The organism is Amycolatopsis sp. NPDC059235 (assembly GCF_042754125.1).
Taxonomy (GTDB): domain Bacteria; phylum Actinomycetota; class Actinomycetes; order Mycobacteriales; family Pseudonocardiaceae; genus Amycolatopsis; species Amycolatopsis albidoflava.
In genome coordinates this window covers 1-5,057 of sequence record NZ_JBHZAG010000182.1, presented here as the reverse complement: position 1 = coordinate 5,057, position 5,057 = coordinate 1, and the positions used below count along the sequence as shown (strand labels likewise).

At 66.7% G+C, this 5,057-nt stretch carries 2 protein-coding genes; one reads left to right on the top strand and one right to left on the bottom strand.

Annotated features, from left to right (window positions below):
• Positions 1–99: 99 nt before the first annotated feature.
• The gene (locus ACFXI3_RS47020) at positions 100–1,767 is read right to left on the bottom strand and encodes a ricin-type beta-trefoil lectin domain protein (RefSeq protein WP_378408736.1); all 1,668 of its coding nucleotides are present in this window, start codon (positions 1,765–1,767) and stop codon (positions 100–102) included.
• A gap of 412 nt (positions 1,768–2,179) precedes the next feature.
• Here ACFXI3_RS47020 and ACFXI3_RS47015 point away from each other — a divergent pair, with 412 nt between their 5' ends.
• Entirely contained in the window at positions 2,180–4,510 is a 2,331-nt protein-coding gene (locus ACFXI3_RS47015; protein WP_378408734.1) for a germacradienol/geosmin synthase, read from the top strand.
• The last annotated feature ends 547 nt before the right edge of the window (positions 4,511–5,057 follow it).

The following is a 5,057-nucleotide window of genomic DNA, read 5'->3' as shown; positions in this document are numbered from 1 at the left end:
AGGTGTGGGGGGGGGGGGGTGGGGTTGCACCGCCCGGGGCGGGGCGGGCGCCGCCCCCCGGGGGGGGGCCCCCCCCGCGCCCCCCCCCCCCCTTCCTGATCAGGCTGGAACGTGCCAAACCTGAGTGAACAAACCATTGCAGTCATAGATCTGCAACTGCGTGCCATCCGCGGTCTGCGCCTGCGGATCGTCGAGGCACCGACCCGACTGCGGGTTGTAGATCGACCCGTCCGCCCGCGCTTGCCATTGCTGGGCAGGCGTGCCGAGACAGTCGCGAAGCTCCACTTTGGACGAATTCGCGGTGCCGCCGCCGACGATGTTCAGGCATTTGTCGAAAGCCCGGATCGTGCCGTCGGTTTCCAGCGACCACTGCTGACCGGTCGCGATGCCGCAGGTGTAGAGCTGCACCGCGTTGCCGTTGACCGACGTGTTGGTGTTCACGTCGACGCATTTGCCAGTGGTGCCGGGACCGGTGATCTGCCCCTGCGCGTTCGGCAGCGTCGCCGTGCCGAAGTCCGTTTCGCATTTGCCAGTGGACAAATGCGTGCCCGCGAGCATCAGGAAGGTGTTGCCCGAAGGCGCGCCGAGCAACGGCGAACTGTACCCGGCGCAGGCCGTCTCGCCCGCGTCGTAGCCGCCGGTCGGTGCGGTGGTCACCGGCGTGGTGATCTCTTGCCAGGCACCGGATCCGAGGTTCCGGTTCACGAACAGCACGTGCCCGTCCTCCGGCTGGATCGCCAGCGAGCCGTCCGTGCCCGCGACGACCCGCTGTCCGGACGCGACGAGGGTCCCGTTCGCGCCGCCCGCCGGCGACCAGGTCAGGTACGGCGTGTGCAGCAGGAACCGGTGGTCGGCGGTCTCGATCCGGGTGCCGAGGCTGCCGGGATTCCACGATTCGGCGTCCGGGGAGGTCTTGAAGTAGACGTCGCAAGCCTGGTCTGGATCGAAGCCGGCTCTGCAATCCTCGTAGGTCATCGCGTAGGTGCCGTTGGGCAACGGGACGACGGTGGCCATCCCAGGCCGCTCGACTCCGTTCTGCACCGCGACGTCGTAGACCTCGTTGCCCCAGGTCAGGCCGCCGTCGGTGGAGACCGCGTGCGCGAGAACCTGGGCGTAGTTGTTGACCGACGGGCGTTCGTCGGAGAAGTAGCAGATGAGGCCGTGATCGGTGGTGGCGAACTCGGGTTCCCAAATGCCGTGGCCGATCGTGTTCGCCATCCCGGACTCGGCCGCGCACGAACTGCGGTAAGTCCAGCTCGCGCCCTGGTTGGTGGACACGAAGACCTCGACCGCCTGCTGCGTGTAGTCGCCGTGGTTCCAAGCGGTGCCCGCGGCGAGCAGCGTGCCGGCCGGGAGCGATCCTTCGGCGCGCGGCAATTCGTACAGCGTCGGGCCGTCGAGATCCCAGCCGTGCTGGGTGTCGGTGACCGTGCTGATCGGCGAAGACGTCCAGGTCACGCCGTTGTCAGTCGAGCGGTAGACCGGGAAGTTCGCCTTCCCGACGCCAGTGCCGGAGTGGGAGAAGGTCGCCAGCAGAGTGCCGTTCGCGCTGCCGTTGTGCGCGAGGCGGATGACGCGCGGATAGCTCGCGTCCTCAGTGGAACCACTGGCGGTGCTGGGCCGGTAAAGCACCCCGCCGGAGGTGGTGGCCGCGGTGGCGGTGCCCGCCGGAAACGCGGCCGCGAGGGCAGCGCCGAGCACGACAGCGGCGACCAGCGCGCCGCGCCGTCTCGGACGAGATCGGGAAGGGAGGGGACCAGGCGACATGAGCGTCACTCCTAGGACGGGACGGCGCCACAACCTCCTGGCAGCTCCCCTTCCCCGGCACAACGACCCGCGCGCGGCAGCTGTGCGCCGTCGCCGCGCGAAGCTTCTCGGGAGGTGGCCGCCGGTGGACCCAGGCCGCTTTGCCATCGTGTGAAAACCTGAGCGTACTCCGATTTGCACACGTTGCAAGAAACTGTCCGGCAGACAATCGCCATCACCCGCGCACACCCGGATGTCCGCCCGCCGCCCCCCCGACGAGCGACGCGGGAGCACGCAGCGGAGACCGTTCAACGGACCGCGCTGGTCCGCCCGGGCGATCCCCGGAATCGGCGGAGTGGCAGCACTTCCGCCGCGCCGGTCCGGTCTGTTTGCCTCGTGGAGTCGGCACCCACGGAACGCGAGGGGAGCACGCGTGCAGCCGTTCGTCCTGCCCGAGTTCTATCTGTCGTATCCCGCCCGGCTGAACCCGCACCTGGACGGCGCGCGGAAGCACAGCAAGGCGTGGGCGTACTCGATGGACATGATCGACGTGCCCCAGCACGGGACCGTCATCTGGAACGAACACGACCTCGACTCCCACGACTACGCGCTGCTGTGCTCCTACACCCACCCCGACGCCGCCCCGCCGGAACTCGACCTGGTCACCGACTGGTACGTCTGGGTCTTCTATTTCGACGACCATTTCCTGGAACTCTTCAAACGCACCGGCGACATCGAACACGCACGCGATTACCTGGACCGCATCGCTCGCTTCATGCCCGCCGAAGGCGCCATCACCGAGACCCCGGAAAACCCCGTCGAACGCGGCCTGACCGACCTGTGGAACCGCACCGTCCCCCACCGCTCCGCGGGCTGGCGCCGCCGCTTCCGCGAAAGCACGCGCAACCTCCTCGACGAATCCCTCTGGGAACTCGCCAACATCAACGAGGGCCGCGTCGCGAACCCCATCGAATACGTCGCGATGCGCCGCAAAGTCGGCGGCGCCCCATGGTCGGCGAATCTGATCGAACATTCCCTGAACGCCGAAGTCCCCGACGAAATCGCAGCCAAACGCCCGATGGAAGTCCTGCGCGACTGCTTCGCCGACGCCGTGCACCTGCGCAACGACCTCTTCTCCTACCAGCGAGAAGTCGAAGACGAAGGCGAGCTGTCCAACAGCGTCCTGGTCTTCGAAAGGTTCCTGGGCTGCACCACTCAAGAGGCCGCAGACGCGGTAAACGATCTCCTCACCTCGCGCCTGCACCAATTCGAACACACCGCCCTCACCGAAGTCCCCGCCCTCTTCGAGGAAAACGGAATACACCCCGCCGGACGAGCCGAAACGTTCTCTTACGTCAAAGGCCTGCAAGACTGGCAATCCGGCGGACACGAATGGCACCTGCGCTCAAGCCGCTACATGAACGAAGGCGCTCTAGACGCCCACAACGGCCCAGAATTACTAGGCGGCCCGTCCGGCCTGGGCACCTCCGCAGCTAGAATCTTCCGTTCCGTCGCCACCACCGCCCCGCAACGCGCACGAGCCTTCACGCATCAACCGTATGAACAATTAGGCCCAGTCACCCTGCCCACCCTGCCTTTGCCCTTCCCCCTGCGCCTGAGCCCACACCTGGCGGCCGAACGCAAGAAAATCACCGATTGGCCGCAACGAATAGGCATGCTGTCCGAATCAGTGTGGGACTCCACTCGGCTGCGCATCGCCGACATACCGCTAGCCTCCGCGGGAATCTGCCCAGACGCTCCCCCGGAACAGCTGTCCCTGACCAACGACTGGCTAACCTGGGGCACCTACGCCGACGACTACTACGCAGAAGTCTTCGCCCACGACCTGCCCGCCGCCAGAGTGGCCACCGAACGCCTGAAACTCTTCATGCCCACCGACGGCGCCACTCCCCCGTCGCCCGTCACCGCACTGGAAACCGGTCTGACCGACCTGTGGCAACGCACCACCGGCCCCCTGACCTCCGCCGAACGCGAGGCCTTCCGCCACACGGTCGAGGAGATGGTCGACGCCTGGGTGTGGGAACTGGCCAACCAGGCGCAAAACCGCATTCCCGACCCGATCGATTACGTGGAAATGCGCCGCCAAGCCTTCGGCTCCGACCTGGTGACAAGCATCAGCCGGCTCACCAACAGCAGCACGGTGCCCCCGGAAATCCACCGAAACCGCGTCATCGAAGCCCTGGAAGATTCAGCCGCCGACTACGCCTGGCTGATCAACGATTTAGTCTCCTACCGCAAGGAAATAGAATACGAAGGCGGCCTGCACAATGCGGTGCTGGTAGTCCGATCATTCCTGGACGTGGAGCAAGATCAAGCCCTGCGCATCGTCGCCAACCTGGCAGAAGCAAGACTGACAGAATTCCACCACGCAGTTGACGTAGGCCTGCCCAGCCTGTTCGCCGACTACAACCTGGACGCTTCGGCGCAGGCCACGCTCACCGACTACGCGGACCTGCTGAAAAACCTGATGACCGGAATCGCGAACTGGCACCACGAATCCGCCCGGTACACCGACGAAGAACTGGACCGAGTCCGAGACACAAAGGTCGCCCCCGAAGCGTCCGCCGACCCGAGCGACGCTGCGGCACCCCCTGACACCTCCAAGGCACTGCTGCACCCAGGCTGCACCGGCACCCACCCCGTCCAGATCGGCACAAAACCCAGCCCCCACCCCAGCGGCCCGACCGGCCTGGGCACCCAATCCCTGCACATCCCCGCACCAGCCAGCACCGCCGCCCACTGACCAGTTCCGTGAGGGCCACCTTCACGGACTCAGAGTCCCTCAGGGTTCCCCTCACAACCCTCGCCAGTCCGTGAGGGACCCCTTGAGGGACTTAGATTCCCTCAAGGAGCCCTTCGCGGACCCGCCCCGCCGCCGCGATGCACCAACCGCGGTCCTCGGCGCATCCCCACACACCCGGCGCAGTCCTCGGCACATCCCACACACCCGACGCGGCATCCGGTGCGCCGCACGCACCCAATGCGGCGTTCGGTGCGCCCCACGCACCCAATGTGGCGTTCGGTGCGTCAGATGCACCCAATGCCACATTGGGGCGCTAAACCCCACCCGCGAACCCAACGCAACCAGCCACTCAGCCGCGCACACCACCCACCCAACCGCAGCCAGCGCACCCACGATCGAGGCACCCGGCTCTCCCACCCACCAACCAACCCGCACCGCTGCACCCAACGTTCGAGGCACCCAGCCCCTCCCCCAACCCCGATACGAAGCCTCCCTGCGGTCTGGGGGTGGGTGTTTTGACAAGCATAACGCCAACACCAGCGCCCCC

What these genes read in the sequence shown, in the direction of transcription:
- ACFXI3_RS47020 (WP_378408736.1), bottom strand. Translation starts at nt 1,767, where the DNA reads ATGTCGCCTGGTCCCCTCCCTTCCCGATCTCGTCCGAGACGGCGCGGC.